Origin of the sequence: Nocardioides albidus (assembly GCF_006335005.1) — a bacterium.
Classification (GTDB): domain Bacteria; phylum Actinomycetota; class Actinomycetes; order Propionibacteriales; family Nocardioidaceae; genus Nocardioides; species Nocardioides albidus.
Window position 1 is genome coordinate 82577 of sequence record NZ_VDMP01000023.1, and the last position, 21311, is coordinate 103887.

Genomic DNA, 21311 nt, shown 5'->3' on the forward strand with positions numbered 1-21311 from the left:
CCGCCGTCCGTCCGACGCGAGGGGGCGCGTGGGACATCCGCAGCCTGGTCGCCGACCCGGACGCGAAGCGGGCCAACGAGGCGGCGCTCGTCGACCTCGACGGCGGGGTCACCAGCCTGTGGCTGGCCGCGGACGCCGACACCGACGTCGCGGCGACCCTGGCCGGCGTGCTGCTGGACCTCGCACCGGTCGTCCTGGACGCGCCGTCGGCGACCACCGCCGTCGCCGAGGCGTTCCTCGCCCTGCCCGGCGCCAAGCACCCCGACAGCAACCTCGGCATCGACCCGCTCGGCGTCATGCTCCGCGAGATCCCGCTCGCGGTCGACGAGGCGGTCGCCGAGCTGCGGACGTTGGCCCGCAAGGCCGACCAGAACGACGTCCGCGCCATCGTCGTCGACGCGACCGCGGCCCACGACCTCGGCGCCAGCGACGCGCAGGAGCTCGGCTGGTCCATCGCCGTCGGCGTCGCGTACCTCCGCTGGCTCACCGACCACGGCCTGTCCGTGACCGACGCGGCCAACCAGGTCGAGTTCCGCTACGCCGCCACCGACGAGCAGTTCCCGACCATCGCCAAGCTGCGCGCCGCCCGTGTCCTGTGGGCCCGGGTGCTCGAGCTCAGCGGGGTCTCGACAGGCTCGACCACCGCAGGCATCGCCCAGCGCCAGCACGCCGTGACGAGCCGGCCGATGCTGAGCAAGTACGACCCCTACGTCAACATGCTGCGCGGCACCGTCGCGGCCTTCGCCGCCGGCGTCGGTGGCGCCGACGCGGTCACCGTGCTCCCGTTCGACAGCGCCAACGGCCGCCCCGACGCCTTCGGTCGCCGGATCGCCCGCAACGTCAACCACCTGCTCATCGACGAGTCCCACGTCGCAGCGGTCGCCGATCCCGCCGGTGGCGCGTACGCCGTCGAGCAGCTCACCGCCGACCTCGCCGCCGCCGGCTGGGCGGAGTTCCAGCAGCTCGAGAGCGAGTGGGAGGGCGGACACGACTTCGACCCGTTCCGGGCCCGGATCGCCGCCGTGGTCGAGAAGCGCGAGGCCGACATCGCCCGCCGCAAGCGCCCGCTGACCGGCGTCAGCGAGTTCCCCAACCTCGGCGAGACCCTGCCCGAGCGCGATGCGGACCCGCTCAACGACCGCGTCCGCCGCTACGGCGCGTCCTTCGAGGCGCTGCGCGACGAGCCGGCCGCCCAGCCGGTCTTCCTCGCCACGCTCGGCACCATCGCCCAGCACACCGCCCGCGCCACGTTCGTGAGCAACCTGCTCGCTGCCGGTGGCATCGCGGTCGAGGTCGCCGGAGCCACCGCGGGCGTCGAGGACCTGGTGGCGGCGTACCGCTCGTCGGGTGGGCGACCGGTGGTCTGCCTCGCCGGCACCGACGCCGCCTACGGCGAGTGGGGTGCCGCCGCGATCGCCGCCCTCCGCGAGGCGGGCGCCCAGCACGTGATCATCGCCGGCAAGCCGGACGCCGTGGACGCGGAGGTCGACGACGCCGCTGCCCTGGGCGTCGACGCACTGGCGTTCCTGACCGCCACGAGGGAGAAGCTGGCATGAGCAGCATTCCGAAGAGCTTCGCCGGCCTCTCGCTGGCGCCCGACGCCGCCGCCGGCTCCGCGCCCGCCCGGCCGACCGGCGAGGGCTGGAGGAGCCCCGAGGGGATCGAGATCGCGCCGTCGTACGGCCCGGAGGACCTCGCCGGCCTCGACGCGCTCGACACCTACCCCGGCCTGAGCCCCTTCCTGCGCGGGCCCTACCCGACGATGTACACCACCCAGCCGTGGACGATCCGGCAGTACGCCGGCTTCTCCACCGCCGAGGAGTCCAACGCGTTCTACCGCCGCAACCTCGCGGCCGGCCAGAAGGGCCTCTCGGTCGCCTTCGACCTCGCCACCCACCGCGGCTACGACTCCGACCACCCGCGCGTGCGCGGCGACGTCGGCATGGCCGGCGTGGCGATCGACTCGATCTACGACACCCGCACCCTGTTCGACGGCATCCCGCTCGACCAGATGTCGGTGTCGATGACGATGAACGGCGCCGTGCTCCCGGTGCTCGCGCTCTACATCGCGGCGGCGGAGGAGCAGGGGGTGAAGCCGGAGCAGCTCTCGGGGACCATCCAGAACGACATCCTCAAGGAGTTCATGGTCCGCAACACCTACATCTACCCGCCGACGCCGTCGATGCGGATCATCTCCGACATCTTCGCCTTCACCAGCCAGCGGATGCCGCGGTTCAACTCGATCTCGATCTCCGGCTACCACATGCAGGAGGCGGGCGCGACCGCCGACCTCGAGCTCGCCTACACGCTGGCCGACGGCGTCGAGTACATCCGCGCCGGGCTCGAGTCGGGCCTGACCATCGACCAGTTCGCGCCGCGCCTGTCGTTCTTCTGGGCGATCGGCATGAACTTCTACATGGAGGTCGCCAAGATGCGCGCGGCCCGGGCGCTGTGGAGCCGGCTGGTGCGCCAGTTCGACCCGCAGAACCCGAAGTCGCTGTCGTTGCGCACCCATTCGCAGACCTCGGGCTGGTCGCTGACCGCGCAGGACGTGTTCAACAACGTCGGGCGCACCTGCATCGAGGCGATGGCCGCGACCCAGGGTCACACCCAGTCGCTGCACACCAACGCGCTGGACGAGGCGATCGCGCTGCCGACCGACTTCTCCGCCCGCATCGCCCGCAACACCCAGCTGCTGCTGCAGCAGGAGAGCGGGACGACGTACTCCATCGACCCGTGGGCCGGCTCCTACTACGTCGAGAGGCTCACCCACGACCTGGCCGAGCGCGCGTGGGCGCACATCCAGGAGGCCGAGGCCGCCGGCGGCATGGCCGCCGCCATCGAGCAGGGCATCCCGAAGATGCGCATCGAGGAGGCCGCCGCCCGCACCCAGGCCCGGATCGACTCCGGCTCCCAGAAGGTCATCGGGGTCAACACCTTCCGGCTGCCCGCCGAGGACCCGCTCGACGTGCTCAAGGTCGACAACGACGACGTCTACCGCCAGCAGGTCGCCAAGCTGGAGCGCCTGCGCGCCGAGCGCGACCAGGCCGACGTCGACGCCGCCCTGGAGGCGCTCACCCGCAGCGCGGACACCGGGGAGGGCAACCTGCTCGACCTGGCCGTGGGCGCCGCCCGCGCCAAGGCCACCGTCGGCGAGATCTCCGACGCCCTGGAGAAGGTCTACGGCCGCCACCAGGCCGTGATCCGTACGATCAGCGGCGTGTACCGCGACGAGGCCGACCTGGCCAACGACGGCGAGGGCGACACCCTCGTCGCTCAGGCCCGCGCCACCACCGACGAGTTCGCCGAGGCCGAGGGCCGCCGCCCCCGGATCCTGGTGGCCAAGATGGGCCAGGACGGTCACGACCGCGGCCAGAAGGTCGTCGTGTCGGCCTTCGCCGACCTCGGCTTCGACGTCGACGTGGGGCCGCTGTTCTCCACGCCCGAGGAGGTCGCCCAGCAGGCGATCGACGCCGACGTGCACATCGTCGGTGTCTCGTCGCTCGCCGCCGGCCACCTCACCCTGCTCCCCGCCCTGAAGAGGGCGCTGGCCGAGCAGGGCCGTGACGACATCATGGTCGTCATCGGAGGCGTGATCCCGCCCGACGACGTCCCGACCCTCAAGGAGATGGGCGCCGCGGCGGTGTTCCTCCCCGGCACGGTGATCGCGGAGTCCGCGCTCGACCTGCTGGCGAGGCTGCGCGAGTCCCTCGGTCACTGATGGCGGGCCGCTGATGCAGGTCGACGACCTCGTCGCCGGACTGCGTGCCGGTCACCGCGCCACCATGGCGCGGGCCATCACGCTGGTGGAGTCGACGGCGCCCCGCCACCGCGAGACCGCCCGAGAGCTGCTCACCCGGCTGGCGGCGGACACCGCGTCGCCCGACGCGCCCGCGCCGGCCGTGCGGGTCGGCATCTCCGGCGTCCCCGGCGTGGGCAAGTCGACCTTCATCGAGGCGCTCGGCGGTCAGCTGACCGCCGCCGGCCACAAGGTCGGGGTGCTCGCCGTGGACCCGTCGTCGGTGCGCACCGGCGGCTCCGTGCTCGGCGACAAGACTCGGATGTCGACGCTGTCCGCCGACCCGAACGCGTTCATCCGCCCCTCGCCCTCGGCCGGCACCCTCGGGGGCGTCGCGCGCGCGACCACCCAGGCGATGGCGGTCCTCGAGGCCGGCGGGTACGACGTCGTCCTGGTCGAGACGGTCGGCGTCGGACAGTCCGAGGTGACGGTCGCCGGCATGGTCGACACCTTCCTGTTCCTCACCCTGGCCCGCACCGGCGACCAGCTGCAGGGCATCAAGAAGGGCATCCTCGAGATCGCGGACGTCATCGCGGTCAACAAGGCCGATCCCGACGATCCGAGCCGTGAGCAGGAGGCCCGGGTCGCGGCCCGCGAGCTCGCCGGCGCGCTGCGCCTGGTGCGCGGTCACGGCGAGTGGGCGCCGCCCGTCGTCACCTGCTCCGGGCTGACCGGAGCCCGCGTCGACGAGGTGTGGGCCCAGGTCCTCCAGCACCGCGACCACCTCGGCGTCGACGGCCTGGCCCGCAAGCGCGCCGAGCAGCAGCTCGACTTCACCTGGGCGCTCGTCCGTGACGAGCTCGACCAGCGTCTGCGGCACAGCCCGGGCGTGAAGGCGGTCCAGGCCGACGTGCGCGCCGCCCTGCTCGCCGGCGAGCTCACCGCGCCGCTCGCGGCCGACCGGCTGCTGGCGGCGTACGACGGCGACCACTGAAGTGGTGAGGTTTCGCTCATACCTTCTGAGGGCATCGATCCCGGGTCCAGGAACACGAAGGGACTGAGGAGCGATGGTTCAAGACGACGGTGGCGGGGGCGGAGGCGGCTCGGTCGGGGCGTACAGCAGCCTGATCGCGGCAGCGGCGGCGAAGAACGAGCTGCTGCACAAGGGCTGGGACTCCACGGGCGACTATTCGGCCAAGCGCGAGGTCGAGACCCACGGCGACGGGCTGGACCCGATCAACTACCACGTGCGCATCGAGGTCGACACCTACTCCGGGGAGTACACCACGCTCGCGGTGGGTCCCAGCGCGGAGATCGCCCGCGACAACTGGATCGAGGAGGCGACCGCCGCCGTCGACAAGTGGGGCCCCAAGATCGACGGCCTGTTCACGAAGTGGAAGGACCTTCCGAGCCGCTACAGCACGTCGGAGGCACTCCTCGACTGGGCGGTCCGCGAGCTCAACATCGACCCCGACAACCTGACGGGCACCAGCGACTCCGCCGGCGGCGTCAACACCCGGCTGGCCGGGGATCTCGATCGCCTCCAGACGCGCACGGCCCAGCTCAAGGGGGAGTACGCGACGACGTTCGCCGACTACTACGTCAACCAACTGCCGACGACCTTCCAGGCCCAGTGCCTGCTCGTCTCGGCCCTCTCCGTGGCCTGCCGAGCCCAGGGTGAGATGTGGGGCCGGACCGCCGACGACCTAGCTACGTTCGAGTACGACGCCCTGCAGGCGATGAAGGACTGCGGGCCAGAGGGCGGTCCCAACACATCCTTGGTGCTGACCCTGACCGTCGTCGGTGCCCTGGCGGCTGCGCTCGCCGCGGTGCCGTCCCTCGGTGGCTCGGCGGTGCTCTTCGAGGCGATCGCACTCGGCGGCGCGATCGGGGCCGGGGTCGAGTCCGCCAAGACCGCGGACAAATCCTTCGAGGACCTGCCGCTCGGCGCGGGCCATCCCGATCAGGTCTTCACCAACATGGAAGACGCGCTCACGGCGTTGGACAGCGAGATCAGGAAGCAGGAGACCGGGATCCAGGACTTCCTCGTCGCCGCGAAGTCCTTCGCCGACAGCGGTGACTGCGAGCTGACCCGGCCCAGCCTGAACTCGGCACCGACCGGTGAGGTCTTCAGCGAGGTCAGCGTCGACAAGGACACCATCGGCAAGATCACCGAGTTGTGGCTGCCCTCCATCGCCGCGGACCTGCGCGAGGCGGACAGCAGGCTCACGGTGACCTCGAGCGACGGCTTCCACCGGCCGACCGATGTGGGCCTGGAGCCCAACGGCGCCTGGACCGAGTTCTCCGCCCTCCAGAACCGCACGTCGACGTTGCTCACTCGTCTGTCGACCGACATCGAGGACGCCGGCACGAAGCTCGAGGAGGCTGCGAAGCTGATCGGCATGGCGGACGAGCAGACCAACCAGCACTACCGGGACGTCGAGCGGCAGGTCGAGAACCAGAATCTCAACGACCCCGACGACGTCCTGCCGCTGCTGTGAGTCGTCCCTGGGCGGTGCTCGGGGCCGTGACGCTGGCCGCGATGCTCGTCGCTGGATGCTCGGACGACGAGCCCCGTGGCGTCGTACCGGATGCGCGCCCCGCGCAGGTCAGCGGAACCGAGCTCTGGGCGCAGCTGCCCACCGGCCGGGTCACGCTCACCGTCGGCGCCCCGGTCCGCACGATCCCCGGCGACGAGGTCGTCGGCGGCGCCGCGATCGATGCCGACGACGACGCGGAGTTCCTGCCGGTCGCGGTCGACTACGGCCGGCTCGAGGGCGTGCCGTGGAGCGCGCCGCTCGGATCGACCGATCCCGAGGAGCTCACGAAGCTGGCCGTCGAGGTGGGCGGGCGGTCCTACCCGGTCCCGTTCGACGACGTCGGTGGGAGGTCGTACGTCGAGGTGCCGGCCGGCGCCGACGACGATCTCGCCCTCGAAGTGACCTTCGACGGGGTCACCCAGCGCATCGACGCCGCCGGGAAGCGGGAGCTGGGGAAGGCGGCCGGCCTCTACGACGCGACGGAGCGCACGGGCGTGGTCTCCTGCGGGGAGTGGGACGTCGACCGACCCGGCGGTGCTCCCCGCGCGACGGCCCGCCGGTGCGGCTACGACCTGTGGGAGTACCCGTGGGTCGCGGGCCGGGGCTGGGCCGCGGAGCGCGAGGCCGGGGCGACCTGGGTGGTCGCCACGGCGGACATGTGGCTGCGCGCCGACGAGATCCGCTCGGGCTCGACGGCCTGCGAGTCCGACGACCTGGACGGGCGGCTGCTGCTGCGCGTCGACGGCCGGGACCGGACCGACGACGTCCGGGCGGAGACGGGCCATCCGCCGGGCGCGGGGCGCCTGGTCGCCCAGGAGGTGTTCCTGCTCCCGCCCGCTCCGCAGCACGACCTGGAGATCACCAGCACCTGGACCTGCCGGATCGGCGACCACGACGTGGAGCGCGAGTTCGTGGACCGGGTGAACGCGCCCTCCTGACGGGCATAGGCTGGACACCGTGGTGGACGCTGCGCTTGCTCTGGTCGACTCCGTCGTCGCGAAGTACGACGACGAGCTGGTCGAGCTGCGCCGCGACCTCCATCGGCACCCGGAGGTCTCCTGGCAGGAGCAGCGCACCTCCGAGCGCGTCGTCGAGCATCTGCAGCGCCACGGCTGGCGGATCAGCCGCATGCCGCGCAGCGGTGTCGTCGCCGACATCGGCGAGAGCGGGCCGACCGTCGCCCTGCGCGCCGACCTCGACGCGCTGCCGGTCGTCGACCTCACCACCGACCCGTGGGCGAGCAGCGTCCCGGGCGTCGCCCATGCCTGCGGACACGACGTCCACACCAGCGCGCTCGTCGGCGCCTCGCACGCGCTCGCCGAGCTGCACGCCCAGGGGCTCCTGCGGGGCCGGGTGCGGCTGCTGTTCCAGCCGGCCGAGGAGGTCATGCCCGGCGGTGCCCGGCACCTGATCAACCACGGCGCGATCGAGGGGGTCGACCGGATCTTCGCGCTCCACTGCGACCCGTCGGTCGACGTCGGCGCCGTCGGCCTGCGCTCCGGTCCGATCACCAGCGCGGCCGACCGTATCGACGTACGCCTCGAGGGAAGTGGCGGGCACACCTCCCGCCCCCACCTCACCGGCGATCTCACCTTCGCGCTCGCGAAGATCACCAGCGAGCTGCCGGCCGTGCTCAGCCGGCGGATGGACCCCCGCGCCGGGGTCAGCGTGGTCTGGGGCATGCTGCGCGCCGGCTCGGCGGCCAACGTGATCCCCGACCACGGCATCGCGAGCGGCACGGTCCGGATCCTCGACGCCGAGGCGTGGGCCTCGTGCGAGGTGGTGGTGCGCGAGGCCGTCCTCGACATCGTGCGTCCCTACGGCGTCACCGCCCACGTCGACTATCTCCAGGGCGTCCCGCCGGTGGTCAACGAGCCCACCAGCATCGCCATGGTCGCCGCCGTGGCCGACGAGCTGCTCGGCCTGCACCACCGCACGGAGGTCGAGCAGAGCCTCGGGGGAGAGGACTTCGGGTGGTTCCTGGAGCAGGTCCCCGGCGCGATGTTCCGGCTCGGCACCCGCCGGCCGGGTGGTCCGACCCTCGACCTGCACCAGGGTGACTTCGAGGTCGACGAGGCGGCCATCGGGTACGGCGCCCGGATGCTGGCCGGCGTCGCCGTGAAGGCACTCGCCCGAGGCTAGTTTCCGTCGCGGGGTTTGACCGGGCGGGTGCGAGGCAACGGTGGTCCCATGTCTCGGAACACGCGTGCCCTGCGCACCCCTGCTGCCCTCCTCGCCGCCACCGTCGCGACCGCGACCCTCGCGACGGGTGCCCTCCTCCCGGCGCCCGCCCACGCGGCCATCACCCTCGACTGCACCGGCGGACCGGTCACCATCGACGGGAGCACCGAGGACTACGTCCTCACCGGCGCCTGCACGACCGTGATCCTCAACGGCAGCAACCTCAACGTGTCCCTGCCGAGTGCCACGTCCCTCATGATCACCGGTGCGAACGTCCGGGTGGCGGCGGCGGGTGCCGTCGGGTCCGTGGACGTGATGGGCTCGAACAGCTCGGTCGCCGCCACCGCGGCGACGAGCGCGCGCGTCGACGCCAGCAACGTCGTGCTGCGGATCCCCGCCCTGGACCGCGCCGTCGTCGTCGGCTCCACCAACCGGGTGGTCGCCGACCAGGGCGCGCGGGTCAAGGTCCGCGGATCGAACAACGTGGTGAAGTACCGCGCCCTGCGCAAGGTGGTCGTGCGAGGCTCCAACAACAAGGTCCGGGTGCGGACCGGCACGACCAAGGTCCGGGTCACCGGCGCCAACAACGTCGTGCGGGTGCACCGCAGGGGCTGAACCTCACCCCTTGCGGTACGGCACCCCGTCGGCGGCGGGGGCCCGCGAGTGCCCGACCAGGCCGGCGACGGCGATGATCGTGACGACGTACGGCAGCATCAGCATGAACTGGCTGGGCACGGGGGAGCCGATCACCGACAGCACGCCGGAGAGGTTCGTCGCGAACCCGAACAGCAGCGCCGCCAGGGTCGCGCGGACCGGGTCCCACCTGCCGAAGATGACGGCGGCCAGGGCGATGTAGCCCGCGCCGTCGGTCATCTCCTCGCCGAACTGCGGCACCGAGACGAGCGTGTACGTCGCGCCGCCGGCGCCGGCGATGAGGCCGGCGATGAGCAGGGTCGTGTAGCGGGTCCGGTTGACCTTGATGCCGACGGTGTCGGCGGCCTTGGGGTGCTCGCCGACCGCGCGCACCCGCAGACCCCAGCGGGTGCGGTACAGGGCCCAGGCGACGACCGCGACCGCGGCGTACATCAGGTAGACGAGGATCGTCTGGCGGAACAGCACCGGCCCCACCACGGGGATCTGGCCGAGCACCGGGATCGCGATCCGCTCGAAGTGGTCGGGGGCGTTCAGCTCCTGGGGGTGCTCGGCGAGCACCTGGCCGAACAGGAAGCTGGTCAGGCCGATCACCAGGACGTTGAGGACGACACCGACGATCACCTGGTCGACGAAGTAGGTGATCGCGAAGAAGCCGAGCACCAGCGCGACCAGGGCGCCGGCGAGCATCGCGGCGGCCAGGCCGCCCCAGGGCGAGCCGGCGATGGTGCCGAACATCGCGGCGGCGAAGGCGCCGAACAGCAGCTGGCCGTCGATCGCGATGTTGACGACCCCGGCCCGCTCGCCGAGGACGCCGCCGAGGGCCCCGAAGACGAGGGGGACGGCGAGCGCGATCGAGCCGGCCAGCAGGCCGATGACCGGCACCGTCTTGCCGGCCGCCGCCCAGGCGAGGAACCCGGTCATCGCGACGACGGCGAAGACCGCGACCAACCACAACGGGGTGCGCCGGCCGCGGCTGACGACGAACGCCGACGCGGCCGTGATGGCGGCGAGCAGCACGACGACCGTCGCGACCGTGGCGGTCGAGGGCACGGTGATCTCGGGCAGGTCGAAGAAGTCGGAGTCGGTCCCGAGCCGGAAGGTGGTCTTGCCCGGGCGCGCCTTGAACCCGACGAGGAGGGCCACCAGCATCGTGACGATGCCGAGCATGATCGGCGCCTTGAGCGCGGCCCGCAGCGGGACGACGGCCGGCTCGGCCGACTCGTCGACCGGGACGGTGATCTTGGTGTCGGTCATGCCGTCGCCTCCTTCGGCAGCCGGAAGATAGCGCGCACCAACGGGGGAGCGGCGATGAACAGCACGATGAGGGACTGGATGACGAGCACGATCTCGACGGGGATGCCCTCGGCGGCGGCCATCGAGAAGCTGCCGGCCTTGAGCGCGCCGAAGAGCAGCCCGGCGGCCAGGATCCCGAGCGGCCGCGACCGGCCGAGGAGGGCGACCGTGATCGCGTCGAAGCCGATGCCGGCGTCCAGGTCGACGGTGACGCCGCTGGTGGCGGTGCCGAGGATCTGGTTGACCCCCGCGAGCCCGACCAGACCGCCGGCGATGAGCATGACCGTGATGTAGGTCCGCCCGACGTCGATGCCGGACGCGCGGGCGGCGTCCGGGTTCTCGCCGACCGCCCGGAACCGGAAGCCCATCGCGGACTTGTTGAGCAGCCACCACACGACGCCCACCGCCGCCAGCGCGAGCAGGAAGCCGGCGTGCAGGTTGAACCGGTCGCCCAGCAGCTTGGGCAGGATCACCGACTCGGGCATCGGCTGGGACTTCGGGTTCAGCGAGCCGGGGGCCTGGAGCAGGCCCTGCTTGGAGAGGGCGTAGAAGACCAGGTAGTAGCCCACGTAGTTGAGCATGATCGTGACGATCACCTCGTGGGCGCCGGCCTGCGCCTTGAGGAAGCCGGCGAGGCCCGCCCAGAGAGCACCGGCGAGGGCGCCGGCGAGGACGGCGAGGGGGAGGTGCAGCGCCAGGGGCAGGTCCATGCCGACGCCGACCCAGCCGGCCGCCGCTCCGGCCAGCAGCATCTGGCCGCGACCACCGATGTTGAACAGTCCGGCCCGGAAGGCCAGGCCGACGCCGAGACCGGCCAGGATCAGCGGGCCGGCGTACTTGAGGGTCTCGGTCAGCGGCCGGATCCGGGTCTCGAAGCCGTCGACGTTGGTGTTGTAGATCGCACCGTTGAACAACGCCGTGTAGGCGTCGGAGATCGCGGTCCACATGGCGTTGAGGAAGTCGCTCGGGCGGGCGCCGATGTAGCCGGCGGTCTCCCGCACGGTCTCGTCGGTGAGCAGGATCATCAGCGACCCGACGACCACGGCCAGGACCACCGACAGCACCGCGACCAGCGTGTTGCCCATGACGATCTCGCGCAGGACGCCGTCGAAGCGGCCCTGTGTCCGGCCCGGCTCGGGTGCGGGCTCGGTCTTCAGGTCGGTGCTCACGCGGCACTCCCTTCCGGGCGCTCGCCGGCCATCATCAGGCCGAGGGTCTCGCGGGGCGTGTCGGCCGGGACGATGCCGACCACCTGGCCGCGGTAGAGGACCATGATCCGGTCCGACAGCGCGACGATCTCGTCCAGCTCGGTGGACACCAGGAGGACGGGTACGCCGGAGTCGCGGGTCGCGACGATCTGCTTGTGGATGAACTCGATGGACCCGACGTCGACGCCGCGGGTCGGCTGCGCGGCGACGAGCAGGCTGAGGTCGCGCGAGAGCTCGCGGGCCACGACGACCTTCTGCTGGTTGCCGCCCGAGAGCTGGCTGGCCCGGGCCTGGATGCCGGACGCGCGGACGTCGTACTCGTCGAGCTTGCGCTGGGCGAAGTCCTCGAGGAAGCCGCGCCGCACCGTGCCGGCGGAGACGAACGGCTTGCCGTGACTCCGGTTGAGCATGAGGTTCTCGGCGATGGTGAACTCGCCGACCAGGCCGTCGACCTGCCGGTCCTCCGGGATGAAGCCGACACCCGCGTCGAGGACCTTGCGGACCGTCCGCCCGGCGAGCTCGTGATCGCCCAGCCGGATCGACCCGCGCACGTGGCGCTGGAGGCCCATGATCGCCTCGGTCAGCTCGGTCTGACCGTTGCCCTGCACGCCCGCGACGCCGAGGACCTCGCCACGGGCGATGGAGAAGCCGATGCCGTCGAGGTGGACGTGGCCGGTGTCGTCGAGGACCCGCAGGTCCTCGACGACGAAGGCGTCGGGCCCGGGCTGGGCGGGCTCCTTGTGCACGGTCAGCTCGACCGGCCGGCCGACCATGAGGGCGGCGAGCTCGGCGTTGGTCGCGGTCGGGCTGGCCTCGCCGACCACGGCGCCGCGGCGGATGACGGTGATCCGGTCGGCGATGGCGCGGACCTCGCGCAGCTTGTGGCTGATGAACACGATCGCGGCGCCGGACTCGCGGAGCTGGCGCATGATCTCCATCAGCTCGTCGGTCTCCTGGGGCGTGAGCACCGCGGTCGGCTCGTCGAAGACGAGGACCCGGGCGTCGCGGGAGAGCGCCTTGATGATCTCGACCCGCTGCTGGACGCCGACGGGAAGGGTCTCGACCAACGCGTCGGGGTCGACGTCGAAGCCGAACCGCTGGGAGATCTCGCGCACCCGCTGGCGCGCGGCATCGAGGTCCAGGGTGCCGGCGAAGCCGGTGGACTCGTTGCCGAGCATGACGTTCTCGGCGACGGTGAAGACAGGGACCAGCATGAAGTGCTGGTGGACCATGCCGATGCCGGCGGCCATCGCGTCGCCCGGCCCGGCCATCTTCAGCGGCTCCCCGTCGAGCAGGATCTCGCCCTCGTCGGCCTGGTAGAGGCCGTAGAGGACGTTCATCAGCGTCGACTTGCCGGCGCCGTTCTCGCCCAGCAGGGCGAGGATCTCGCCCTCGTTGACGGTGAGGGAGATCCGGTCGTTGGCGACCAAGGGGCCGAAGCGCTTGGTGATGCCCCGGAGTTCGAGCGTCATAGGGGGAATCCTCTCGGAGCGGACGGACAGAAGCCAGCACCCGGGCCACCGCGAGCACGACGGAAGGGGCGGTCCCGGCCGGGGAGAGAAAGCGTCCGGGGGAGGTCGTGACCGACCTCCCCCGGACCCTGCGTCACCGCAGGTCGGCTCTCGTCACTGGTTGAGGTAGGACTCCACCGGGATGGAGCCGTCGACGATGCCCTTCTTGACCTCGTCGAGCTCCGCCTGGAGCGTGTCGGAGACCTTGGACTCGAAGTTGTGGAACGGCGCGAGGCCGACTCCGTCGTTCTCGAGCGTGCCGACGTACGGCGAGAAGTCGAGGTCGCCCTCGCCCGCCTGGACCACGGCCTCGGTGGTCGAGATCTTCATGTTCTTCAGGATCGAGGTGAGCACGAGGTCCTGGGTGGTCGGGTCGGTCTCGAAGAAGTCGGCGTCGACACCCACGAGGGCGACGTCCTTGCCCGAGTCCTTGATCGCGGTGATCGCGCCCTGGTAGATCGGGCCACCGACCGGCAGGATCACGTCGGCGTTCTGGTCGAGGATCTGCTTCGCGGCGTTGGTCGCCTTCTCGTTGGCGTCGAAGCCACCGGTGAAGACTCCCTTGTCGTTGCCCTCCCAGCCGATGAGCTTGACGTCCTTGCCCTTCGTCTTGGCGTAGTGCTCGACGCCCTGCTTGAAGCCGTCCATGAAGATCGTGACGGTCGGGAACGGCTGGCCGCCGTAGGTGCCGACGACACCGGTCTTCGTGTAGTCCGCCGCGGCGTAGCCGGCGAGGAAGGCCGCCTGCGCGGTGTCGTAGAGGATCGGCTTGATGTTGGGCTGGTCGGGCTTGCCGTCGAAGGTCTTGCCGTCCTCGCCGCCGTCGGCGGCGTCGTCGATGAGGATGTACTCGATGTCGGGGTTGGCGGCCGCCGACTCCTTGGTCGCCGTGGCGAGGGCGAAGCCCACCGTGACGATGGCGTCGCAGCCCTGGGCGACGAACTGCTCCAGCGCGCCGGCGTAGTCGTTCTCGTTCTTGGACTCGAACTCCTTGTACTCGCTGCCGAGCTCCTCGGCCGCGTCCTGCACTCCCTCGTAGCTGAGCTGGTTGAACGACTTGTCGTCGAAGCCGCCGGCGTCGGAGAGGATGCAGGGAAGGAAGTCGTTCTTCTCCGACGCCTTGCCCTCCTCGTCGGGGGCGTCGCCACAAGCGGCCAGGGCCGCGCTCGCCATGAGCGCCACGGCCGCGGCGGCCGTCGTCCTCTTCCAGGTCTTCACAGATCTCCTCCAGATCGACGCCCGGCTCCGAACGCAGGGCAGAGATGTTGGTTCTGGTTGTTCCGGTGCATCCTCACCCACGGACCGCGGCGCGGGAAGCGCATTGGCGGAAACGGTTACCAACTTGGGACATTTCTCGTCGGGGGGCGTCTGCGCGGAAGATCCTCACGTCGAGCGCGCATGGCCTAACGTGACAGCGTGGTCGACTGGGACGCTCTCACGCAGGCGGCGAACGACATCGCCGCACGGGCCTATGCGCCGTACTCCGGCTTCCGGGTGGGCGCCGCGGCGCTCGTCGACGACGGTCGGCAGGTGGTGGGCTGCAACGTCGAGAACGCGGCGTACGGCGTCACGCTGTGCGCCGAGTGCGGGCTCGTCTCCCAGCTGCACGCCACCGGTGGCGGCCGGCTGACGCACTTCGTGTGCGTGAACGGCGCCGGCGACGTGATCATGCCGTGCGGCCGCTGCCGCCAGCTGCTGTGGGAGTTCGGCGGCGCGACGCTCGAGGTGCTGACCCCGCGGGGAGTGCTGACGATGGACGCCGTGCTTCCGCAGGCGTTCGGGCCGGCTGACCTCGATCGTGGGGCGACTACTGGTACAAACGCACGGTGAGCAGCCAGAGCGCCCCGTCGGGCCCCCAGCACGATGCCGTCGAGGTCATCCTCGCCAAGCGCGACAAGGGCACCCTGACCACCAGCCAGATCGACTGGATGGTCGATGCCTACACGCGCGGGGCCGTCGCCGACGAGCAGATGTCGTCACTGCTGATGGCGATCCTCCTCAACGGCATGGACCGGCGCGAGATCGCCGACTGGACGGGCGCGATGATCGCCTCCGGCGAGCGGATGGACTTCTCCTCGCTGTCCCGGCCGACCGCCGACAAGCACTCCACCGGCGGCGTCGGCGACAAGATCACCCTGCCGCTGGCTCCGCTCGTGGCGGCGTGCGGGGTCGCCGTCCCCCAGCTCTCGGGGCGCGGGCTCGGCCACACCGGAGGCACGCTCGACAAGCTCGAGTCCATCCCCGGCTGGCGCGCCGCGCTGTCCAACGAGGAGATGCTGGCCCAGCTCGAGTCGGTCGGCGCGGTGATCTGCGCGGCCGGCGACGGCCTGGCGCCGGCCGACAAGAAGCTCTACGCGCTGCGCGACGTGACCGGCACCGTCGAGGCGATCCCGCTCATCGCGTCGTCGATCATGAGCAAGAAGATCGCCGAGGGCACCGGCGCTCTGGTGCTCGACGTCAAGGTCGGCTCCGGCGCGTTCATGAAGGACGTCGACCGGGCGCGCGAGCTCGCCGAGGTGATGGTCGCGCTCGGCACCGACGCGGGCGTGCGGACCGTCGCGCTGCTGACCGACATGTCCGTGCCCCTCGGCCTCACCGCCGGCAACGCCATCGAGGTCGCCGAGTCGGTCGAGGTGCTCGCCGGCGGCGGCCCCGCCGACGTCGTCGAGTTGACCCTCGCCCTGGCCCGCGAGATGCTCGCCGGCGCGGGGCGCGACGACGTCGACCCGGCCGACCGGCTCGCCGACGGCTCCGCCATGGACGCGTGGCGCCGGATGATCTCGGCCCAGGGCGGCGACCCCGACGCGCCGCTGCCGGTCGCGCGCGAGCAGCACGTCGTCAACGCGCCCGCCGACGGGGTGCTCGCCCGCCTCGACGCGCTGTCCGTCGGCCTCGCCGCCTGGCGCCTCGGCGCCGGCCGCGAGCGCAAGGAGGACCCCGTGCAGGCCGGGGCCGGCGTCGTGTGGCACGCCCGTCCCGGTGACGAGGTTCGCGCCGGCGAGCCGCTCTTCACGCTGCACACCGACACCCCCGAGCGGTTCGAGCGGGCGCTCGCCGCGCTCGAGGGCGGTTACGAGGTCGCGGGTGCCGGGTCGGCGTACACCCCCGGGCAGTTGATCATCGACCGCGTCGGCTGATCACGCCCGGTCGCGGGTACGCCGGGCCAGCTCGGCGAGGGCGGCGGGGAAGATCGAGGCGGGCGGCGTGACCAGGCCGGCGCCGACCTGGCCGACGCCGGCGACCTTGCCGGCCATGCCGGTGTTGATCTGCGGCAGGATGCCCGTCCGGCACACCGAGCTCACGTCGATGCCGGTGGCGGCGCCGGCGAAGTCGAGCACGGGGATCGGCCAGCGGTCGTTCTCGCCGATGGTGATCTCCCGCATCCGGCGGCTGGTGGCCAGCGCGTCGGGGACGGTGCCGCCGACGAAGCGCACGATGGCGGGGGCGGCGGCCATCGCGAAGCCGCCGATGCCGGCGGTCTCGGTGATGGCCGAGTCGCCGATGTCGGGGTTGGCGTCCTCGGGGCCGTAGTCGCCGAGGAACAGGCCGTCGGCGAGCTGGGCCGGACCGGTGAACCACTGGTCGCCGGTGCCGGAGACCTGGATGCCGAAGTCGGTGCCGTTGCGGGCCATCGCGACGACCATCGTCGAGCCCGGGATGTCGCGGGCCGCATCGAGGGCCAGCTTGCACGCGGGCATCGCGACGTTGAGGAAGAAGTGGTCGTTGCCCCCGACGAACGCGAAGGCCTCGGCGATCTCGTCGGCGGACCGCGACGAGCGGACCAGGGAAGGCGCGAGATCGCGCATCAGCATCAGCGTCCCGGCGCGGTTGCGGTTGTGCGCCTCGTCGCCCATCTGCAGCATCTGGCCGAGGATCGCGGTCGCGTCGACCGGCCCGGCCGCCGCGACCGCCTCGCCGAGCAGCGGCCCGAGGACGTCGCGCATCCAGTGCAGCCGCGCGAGCACCTCGGGGCCGTAGGCGCCATAGCGCAGCACCTTGCCGAGACCCTCGTTGAGCGAGCAATAGGTACGACGACCGGTGGCGGGATCCTCCAGCACGAACATCCACATGGAGGGCGACACGACCCCGGCCATCGGACCGACCGCGCTGCGGTGGTGGCAGGGCTCCAGCGACACCTCGGTGCCCGACTCGAAGAGGGCGGCGGCGTCCTCGGGGTCCTCGACCAGTCCCTCGAACGCGGCGGCGCCCAGGAGCGCCCCGCGCAGCGGGCCGGAGGTGCGCGCCCACTCGATCGGCGGTCCGGCGTGCAGGAACTGGCCCCTCTCGAGCCCGAGCAGCTCGGAGGCGGGAGCGACGCCGACGAGCATCGCCTGCACGTCGAGCATCCGGGACACGGCGAGCGCGTTGGCGTCGCGGCGCAGCGGGTCGGCGGCGACGGTCGCGAGGTCGTCCGCGGTGCCGTCCATCGGTGGTGTCCACTCGACCCGCTCGACGGGGACCGCCTGGTCGGCGACGGCGGTGGCGAACATGTCCGCGCCGACGGCGGCGACGGCGGCGGGAGCGGTGCTGGGCAGCAGTGCATGGGTCATCGGGCGCCTCCGGCGGTGACATGGGTGAGAGCGATCGCGCGGCGGGTGGCCGCGGCGTTGGACAGGTGGACCTCGGCGCCGGCGGCGGCCAGCGCCTCGGCCTGACGGGACAGCCCCTGCGGGTCGCTCGAGGTGCCGACGCAGGCGACGACGACCGGCAGGTCGCGGGCGGCCCGCGCCGCGGCGATGGCCGGCGCGAGCTCGGCGGCCGGGTCGTCCTGGGCGCCGTGGCCGAGGACGACGTCCATCAGGATCACCGCCGTCTCGGGGTCGGCGGCGACCTTGGCGAGGTGCTCGAGGCGCAGGGTCGGGTCGATCATGGGGTGCGCCCGGCCGCGGGTCAGGCCGTCGTCGCCGAAGTCGATCATCACGTGGCCGTCGGCGACGAGACTCGCGTCGAGCGCGAGCTCCGGGGACAGCGGGATGTTGCTGCGGATCGGGCCGAGGCTCTCCGCCGCGAGCAGCATCGCCTCGTCGCACAGCGTGCCTCCGACGAACAGCCCGCGCAGGGCGCTGCCGCCCGCCGGGGCGGCGGGGGAGCCCCACACCGGCCACGCCGGTACGGCGACGCCGAGGTCGCCGAGCAGCGCCTCGGTCTGCGTGGTGAGGTCGGGCTGACCGGCGCCGAGCAGCGCGAAGCGCACCGGCGTGCCGAGGTCGGCGGCGTACTTCTCGACGGCGGCGGCCACCTCGGCCGCCGGGGGCTTGGACACGACGACGACGTGCTCGACCGACGGGTCGGCGTCGAGACGGTCCAGCGCCGTGCGGGTGGAGATGCCGCCGATCGCTGCGGACAGGTCGCGCCCACCCACGCCGAGGGCAGCGGCGACGCCGACTCCGGCGGCGTCGAGGAGGGCCAGGACCTGCTGGCAGCCGGTGCCGGAGGCGGCGACGATGCCGACCCGCCCCGGGGTGACGGTGTTGGCGAAGCCGAGGCCCACGCCGCCGACGACGGCGGTCCCGCAGTCGGGCCCCATCACGAGCAGGCCGCGGTCGCGGGCGATCCGCTTCATCGCGAGCTCCTGCTCGACCGGGACGTTGTCGCTGAAGATCATCACGTCGACGCCGGCGTCCAGGGCGTCCATCGCCTCGACCAGCGCGGAGGCGCCGGGCACGGACACCAGCGCGAGATCCGCGCCGGCGCGGCGCAGGGCCGAGGCCGTCGTCCGCGGCGGCGCGGCGACCTCGCCGCCCGAGGAGCCCTTGCGGGCCGCGGCCAGCGCGGCGTCCACCGCGGCGAGGGCCGCCGGCAGCGCCGACTCGTCCTCGAGCCGCAGCGCCACCACCATGTCGTTGGCGCCGGCCGGGGGCAGCGTGAAGCCCATGCCCTGCAGCACCTCCACGTTGAGCTCGGTGGCCATCGCCACCTGTGCGGCGGCGACGCCGGGGGTGGCGGCGACGTCGCGGCTGACCTGCAGCAGCGCCACGCTGTCGGCGTACGCGCCGGGTCGGATCTCGACGTGCTGGTGCGTCATCGAGGGCTCCCTTCAAGGGCTTGATGGCTGGTGGAGTGGGTGGAGGCGGTCGAGGAGGTGGGTGCGAGGCGGGCGCCGAGGAGCATCCCGGCGCCCGAGGTGTGGCCCACGGCCAGCAGGGCGGCGACCGCGTCGGCGTCGCCCGTCGCGAGGGCTGCGCGGAAGGGCGCGATCGCCTCGCCGGCGACGGCATGGCGCAGCAGGGCCGCGGAGAGGCTGGTGGTGCGGGGGAGGCGGGCCTCGACCGCGGCGGCGACGGCGCTCGGGTCGCCGCCGTGTGCGCGGGTCGCGACCAGCCAGCCGGCGAGCACGTCGTCGCCGACCGGGGTGAGCCCGTCGCCGCGTCCGACCAGGATCGGTACGGCGCCCGGGTCGCCCGCGGCGAGCAGGTCGAGGGCGTCGGCGGGCAGCTGGTCGCGGGCGGGGGAGAGGTCGGCGAGGAGCAACTCGTCCAGAGCGGGTGCGGACGCGAGCCGCGGGACCGCGAAGGAGACCAGCCGGGTCACCGCGACGCGCAACGGTCCGATGCGCAGCAGGCCGTCGCCCACGACGGCCGGGTCGCCGACCGCCACCTCGGGGAGGTCCGGCAGCGTCGTCGCGATCGCGCACGGCACGTGCACGGCGCCCCGGGCGAGGACGCCGACGACCCCGGTCGGGAGCTCGGCGTACACGGCCCGACGTCCCGCGTGCACGACGCCGCCGGGGACGGCCGGGCCGTGCAGCAGGGCGCGCAGCGCGGACGATCCGGCTCCCGCCACCTGCATCTCGGCCCTCTGCACCTCTGGGACGCTAACGGCTGGGTATCGTGCATCGAATGGTGAGCATTGCCAACGTGCAGGCAGAAGTCGGGCAAGAGTTGATAGGCACCGCAGGGGGCGGCATCGCGGACGATGGCGTCATGGACACCGACGAGCTCGCCGAGGCGCTCGCGCAGCTCGTGCTGGCCGGCGCCGACCTCGCCGACCTGGTCGCCGCGATCGGCGACGCCCTCGACGTGCACGTCGCCGTCACGACCACCGACGGCCGCGAGCGTGCCGCGCGGATCGACGAGGCGATGCGGGAGCGGATCACCGCCGCCGGCCTGACCGACGAGACCGGGCGTCTGCGCGTCGAGTGGCTCGGCGACCGCGGCGGTCACGAGGGCCAGCCGGTGCCGGGCGCCCACGTCCACCGCGAGCCGCTCGCGGCGCCCAACCAGGCGCTCGGGCACCTCGTCGCGATCGCCGAGGGCGACATGGTCCCCCAGCAGGTCGTCGCGCTGCAGCGGGCGGCCACGGCCGTGTCGCTCTCGATCACCCGCGAGCAGGCCGTCTCGGCGGTGGAGAACAAGTACCGCGGCGACTTCCTGCGCGACGTCTTCCTCGGCCGCGCGGGCAGTGACGAGTTCGTCCGCGAGCACGTGGTCGGCTTCGGCTGGGACCTGAGCGGCCCGACCGTCGTGCTCGTCGCGCAGATCGACCCGCAGCCGTCGTACCAGCCGCCGGCCTCGGTGGAGGACCGTCGCCACTGGCAGGAGCGGTTCGCGAACGCCTGGCGCCAGGTGGCGGCGGCGGTCGACCGGGCGATCCCGATCGCCGACTTCGGGTCCGAGGTGGTGGCGGTGCTGCCGGCCGAGGACCTCGAGGCCACCGCCGCGCTCGTACGACGCCTGGTGGTCGCCGTCGCGGGCGACAAGGGCGGCGGGCGTCGTCCCTTCACCGCGGGCGTCGGACGGGCGGCCTCGAGCCCGTCCGGGCTGCCCGACAGCTACACCCAGGCGCGGCGCGCGCTCGAGGTGGGACGCCGGTTCCGCGGGTCGAGCACGACGACCTGGTTCGACGACCTCGGACTGCACCGCCTGATCGCGATGGTGCCCGACACCGAGGAGCTGCGGGCGTTCGCGCACGACGTGCTCGGCGAGCTGGCCGGCTCCACCGACGAGGCGATCACCCTGCGCGAGACCCTGCAGGTGCTGCTCAACACCAACTTCAACGTGGCCGAGGCCGCGCGGACGCAGTTCTTCCACTACAACACGATGCGCTACCGGGTCGGGAAGCTCGAACGGATGCTGGGCCCGGTCGCGTCCGACCAGAACCTGCGCCTCGACGTCGCGGTCGCGCTCAAGGTCCTCGAGGTCGTCAGCCGATGAGCTGAGGCAACTTCCGCCAGCAGTTCCCCCGG

At 72.5% G+C, this 21311-nt stretch carries 17 protein-coding genes; 10 read left to right on the forward strand and 7 right to left on the reverse strand.

Features of this window, described 5'->3' with window-relative positions:
• The 7 genes from FHP29_RS10115 to FHP29_RS10145 all read left to right on the forward strand — a co-directional run.
• Nucleotides 1-1556 (forward strand): methylmalonyl-CoA mutase family protein (locus FHP29_RS10115; RefSeq protein ID WP_240044430.1); only part of this gene is annotated, 1556 nt, incomplete at its 5' end.
• Nucleotides 1553-3721 carry a methylmalonyl-CoA mutase gene (gene scpA, locus FHP29_RS10120; RefSeq protein ID WP_139622750.1) on the forward strand — a complete coding sequence of 723 codons (2169 nt, stop codon included), beginning with the start codon at nucleotides 1553-1555 and terminating at the stop codon, nucleotides 3719-3721. The genes FHP29_RS10115 and scpA, both read left to right, overlap by 4 nt.
• Nucleotides 3722-3734: 13 nt before the next feature.
• Nucleotides 3735-4733 carry a methylmalonyl Co-A mutase-associated GTPase MeaB gene (meaB, locus tag FHP29_RS10125; RefSeq protein ID WP_139622751.1) on the forward strand — a complete coding sequence of 333 codons (999 nt, stop codon included), beginning with the start codon at nucleotides 3735-3737 and terminating at the stop codon, nucleotides 4731-4733.
• A gap of 73 nt (nucleotides 4734-4806) precedes the next feature.
• Complete coding sequence (locus tag FHP29_RS10130; protein ID WP_139622752.1) at nucleotides 4807-6240, forward strand: hypothetical protein; 1434 nt, start codon at nucleotides 4807-4809, stop codon at nucleotides 6238-6240.
• 41 nt (nucleotides 6241-6281) lie between these two features.
• Nucleotides 6282-7217, forward strand: a complete 936-nt coding sequence (locus FHP29_RS10135; RefSeq protein WP_158296535.1) for a hypothetical protein — start codon at nucleotides 6282-6284, stop codon at nucleotides 7215-7217.
• Nucleotides 7218-7236: 19 nt separating this feature from the next.
• On the forward strand, nucleotides 7237-8421 hold the full coding sequence (locus FHP29_RS10140; RefSeq protein WP_139622754.1) for an amidohydrolase: 1185 nt from the start codon (nucleotides 7237-7239) through the stop codon (nucleotides 8419-8421).
• A 48-nt stretch (nucleotides 8422-8469) separates the two neighbouring features.
• On the forward strand, nucleotides 8470-9075 hold the full coding sequence (locus FHP29_RS10145; protein ID WP_139622755.1) for a DUF3060 domain-containing protein: 606 nt from the start codon (nucleotides 8470-8472) through the stop codon (nucleotides 9073-9075).
• Nucleotides 9076-9078: 3 nt separating this feature from the next.
• Here FHP29_RS10145 and FHP29_RS10150 read toward each other — a convergent pair whose 3' ends face one another.
• The 4 genes from FHP29_RS10150 to FHP29_RS10165 form a co-directional block, all read right to left on the reverse strand.
• Nucleotides 9079-10368, reverse strand: coding sequence for an ABC transporter permease (locus FHP29_RS10150; RefSeq protein ID WP_139622756.1), 1290 nt, complete (start codon nucleotides 10366-10368; stop codon nucleotides 9079-9081).
• On the reverse strand, nucleotides 10365-11576 hold the full coding sequence (locus FHP29_RS10155) for an ABC transporter permease (RefSeq protein ID WP_240044431.1): 1212 nt from the start codon (nucleotides 11574-11576) through the stop codon (nucleotides 10365-10367). Before FHP29_RS10155 ends, FHP29_RS10150 begins: the two co-directional genes overlap by 4 nt.
• Complete coding sequence (locus tag FHP29_RS10160) at nucleotides 11573-13087, reverse strand: ABC transporter ATP-binding protein (protein ID WP_139622757.1); 1515 nt, start codon at nucleotides 13085-13087, stop codon at nucleotides 11573-11575. The genes FHP29_RS10155 and FHP29_RS10160 overlap by 4 nt, the downstream gene beginning before the upstream one ends.
• Nucleotides 13088-13240: 153 nt before the next feature.
• Entirely contained in the window at nucleotides 13241-14344 is a 1104-nt protein-coding gene (locus FHP29_RS10165) for a BMP family lipoprotein (RefSeq protein WP_240044432.1), read from the reverse strand.
• 198 nt (nucleotides 14345-14542) lie between these two features.
• On the opposite strand from FHP29_RS10165, the gene FHP29_RS10170 reads away from it, so the two are divergent.
• Nucleotides 14543-14956, forward strand: a complete 414-nt coding sequence (locus FHP29_RS10170) for a cytidine deaminase (protein WP_139622758.1) — start codon at nucleotides 14543-14545, stop codon at nucleotides 14954-14956.
• Complete coding sequence (locus FHP29_RS10175; RefSeq protein ID WP_139622759.1) at nucleotides 14953-16263, forward strand: thymidine phosphorylase; 1311 nt, start codon at nucleotides 14953-14955, stop codon at nucleotides 16261-16263. The genes FHP29_RS10170 and FHP29_RS10175 overlap by 4 nt, the downstream gene beginning before the upstream one ends.
• On the opposite strand, the gene FHP29_RS10180 is transcribed toward FHP29_RS10175, so the two are convergent.
• Genes FHP29_RS10180 through FHP29_RS10190 form a run of 3 tightly spaced genes read right to left on the reverse strand, consistent with a single transcriptional unit; the run spans nucleotide 16264 to nucleotide 19930 of the window.
• Complete coding sequence (locus FHP29_RS10180) at nucleotides 16264-17676, reverse strand: YlbE family protein (RefSeq protein ID WP_139622760.1); 1413 nt, start codon at nucleotides 17674-17676, stop codon at nucleotides 16264-16266. It lies immediately after the preceding gene.
• Entirely contained in the window at nucleotides 17673-19151 is a 1479-nt protein-coding gene (locus FHP29_RS10185; RefSeq protein ID WP_139622761.1) for an FdrA family protein, read from the reverse strand. Before FHP29_RS10185 ends, FHP29_RS10180 begins: the two co-directional genes overlap by 4 nt.
• On the reverse strand, nucleotides 19148-19930 hold the full coding sequence (locus tag FHP29_RS10190; RefSeq protein WP_139622762.1) for an oxamate carbamoyltransferase subunit AllH family protein: 783 nt from the start codon (nucleotides 19928-19930) through the stop codon (nucleotides 19148-19150). Before FHP29_RS10190 ends, FHP29_RS10185 begins: the two co-directional genes overlap by 4 nt.
• A gap of 119 nt (nucleotides 19931-20049) precedes the next feature.
• On the opposite strand from FHP29_RS10190, the gene FHP29_RS10195 reads away from it, so the two are divergent.
• Nucleotides 20050-21279, forward strand: a complete 1230-nt coding sequence (locus FHP29_RS10195) for a PucR family transcriptional regulator (RefSeq protein WP_158296536.1) — start codon at nucleotides 20050-20052, stop codon at nucleotides 21277-21279.
• The last annotated feature ends 32 nt before the right edge of the window (nucleotides 21280-21311 follow it).

Bases quoted from the DNA above. Each gene is read 5' to 3' on its own strand.
- scpA (WP_139622750.1), top strand. From the start codon at position 1,553: ATGAGCAGCATTCCGAAGAGCTTCGCCGGCCTCTCGCTGGCGCCCGAC.
- FHP29_RS10150 (WP_139622756.1), bottom strand. From the start codon at position 10,368: ATGACCGACACCAAGATCACCGTCCCGGTCGACGAGTCGGCCGAGCCG.
- FHP29_RS10195 (WP_158296536.1), top strand. From the start codon at position 20,050: ATGGACACCGACGAGCTCGCCGAGGCGCTCGCGCAGCTCGTGCTGGCC.
- meaB (WP_139622751.1), top strand. From the start codon at position 3,735: ATGCAGGTCGACGACCTCGTCGCCGGACTGCGTGCCGGTCACCGCGCC.
- FHP29_RS10130 (WP_139622752.1), top strand. From the start codon at position 4,807: ATGGTTCAAGACGACGGTGGCGGGGGCGGAGGCGGCTCGGTCGGGGCG.
- FHP29_RS10180 (WP_139622760.1), bottom strand. From the start codon at position 17,676: ATGACCCATGCACTGCTGCCCAGCACCGCTCCCGCCGCCGTCGCCGCC.
- FHP29_RS10145 (WP_139622755.1), top strand. From the start codon at position 8,470: ATGTCTCGGAACACGCGTGCCCTGCGCACCCCTGCTGCCCTCCTCGCC.
- FHP29_RS10135 (WP_158296535.1), top strand. From the start codon at position 6,282: ATGCTCGTCGCTGGATGCTCGGACGACGAGCCCCGTGGCGTCGTACCG.
- FHP29_RS10185 (WP_139622761.1), bottom strand. From the start codon at position 19,151: ATGACGCACCAGCACGTCGAGATCCGACCCGGCGCGTACGCCGACAGC.
- FHP29_RS10160 (WP_139622757.1), bottom strand. From the start codon at position 13,087: ATGACGCTCGAACTCCGGGGCATCACCAAGCGCTTCGGCCCCTTGGTC.